Below are 1,348 nucleotides of genomic sequence, written 5' to 3'. Positions count from 1 at the left end.
GTTTGATTCGGCTTTAGTGTTTACGGCACAATGGTTTAGGTTCAGTGGTTGCGTTGCTCACTACTTAACGCGGCGTTATGTTGCCCCTGATAAATTTGACTACTTAGAGTCTGAGAATGATAAAAAAGTACAACGAAAATGATATGGATTCAGTTCTTGAAATCTGGCTGACTGCCTCAATTAGAGCTCACGATTTTATCTCGGCTGAGTTTTGGGAATCTCAAGTCGAGAGCATGCGTAATATTTATATCCCGGCTTCAGAGGTCTACGTTTACGAAATGGACTCGAAAGTTGTTGGATTTTACGCTCTATATGAAAGTCGTTTAGCTGCCATATTTGTAGCTCCCGAGCTGCAAGGTAAAGGCATTGGTAAGCAATTGCTGAATCACGCAAAAAGTCAGAGAACGATTCTGACGCTATCGGTATACAAAGAAAATCAGACTAGTTATCAGTTCTACTTGTCCCAAGGTTTTAACGTGGTCAGTGAGCAATTAGATGAACATACAGGGCATCCAGAGTACACAATGAGTACGGGCACATAACAAACGCCTCAAGAGGGACTGTCAACGCGTGGCGTTTCCAGTCCCATTGAGCCGCGGTGGTTTCGGTTGTTGTGTTTAAGTTTAGTGGTAATGCGTTGCCAGCCCCTTAGGCGGGCGTTATGCGATTCAAAAGTATGGAAGTGAAATGTTAGAAATAGAAAAGGTTAACGAGTCAAATATTGAGGAAGTTAAGAATGTACATTTAGCCGATGAACAGGTTAAATTTGCGGGTACTTCTGAAGAATTTATATCTAGTGCGAGTGAGACAATTCATTTGCATGCCATAAAAAACAACGGCGCAGTAGTGGGTTTCTTCAAGCTAGATGTTGCTTATTCTTCTGATTATGAGTTTTGTCCGAAAGACGGGCTAGGCTTAAGAGCTTTCGCTATCGACATCAACTGCCAAGGTCAAGGGCTAGGAACGGAAGCGGTTAAGGTTCTTTTCCCTTACTTAAAAGCACACTACTCAACGTTTAACTGGATTTACCTGACAGTTAATTGCAAAAATCCAGGGGCTAGAGTGTGTTACGAAAGAGGGGGCTTTGAAAATACTTCTGAGCAGTACTTGGGTGGTTTAGCAGGTCCCCAGTACATAATGCGTGGAAAAATCGCATAACAAGCAATTTAAGAGGGATTCACAACGCTTGGCGGCCTCACTTCAAGTCAGTTAAGTGTTTATGGCACAATGCTTTAGGTTTGGGGGGAGGCGTTGTTCACCCCTTAATTGGGCGTTATACGAATTATCAGGGAGTGTCGATTGGAAGTAGTTGTTCAAAGAATTTTTAAGAGAGTTCTACTGATATTTG

General features: G+C 42.4%; 2 protein-coding genes. Both read left to right on the top strand.

What is annotated here, in order from left to right:
* Positions 1-116 precede the first annotated feature (116 nt).
* Positions 117-542 (top strand): N-acetyltransferase, encoded by a 426-nt coding sequence (locus AACR75_RS17195; protein ID WP_047691187.1) that lies wholly within the window; start codon positions 117-119, stop codon positions 540-542.
* Positions 543-687: 145 nt separating this feature from the next.
* A complete protein-coding gene (locus AACR75_RS17190; RefSeq protein WP_047691184.1) occupies positions 688-1,158 on the top strand; it encodes a GNAT family N-acetyltransferase in 471 nt (156 codons plus the stop codon).
* Positions 1,159-1,348: the final 190 nt, after the last annotated feature.

The organism is Vibrio sp. ZOR0018 (assembly GCF_963865925.1).
In the GTDB taxonomy this organism is placed as follows: domain Bacteria; phylum Pseudomonadota; class Gammaproteobacteria; order Enterobacterales; family Vibrionaceae; genus Vibrio; species Vibrio anguillarum.
This window is presented reverse-complemented; position numbering and strand designations above follow the sequence as displayed.

Bases quoted from the DNA above. Each gene is read 5' to 3' on its own strand.
- AACR75_RS17190 (WP_047691184.1), top strand. From the start codon at position 688: ATGTTAGAAATAGAAAAGGTTAACGAGTCAAATATTGAGGAAGTTAAG.
- AACR75_RS17195 (WP_047691187.1), top strand. From the start codon at position 117: ATGATAAAAAAGTACAACGAAAATGATATGGATTCAGTTCTTGAAATC.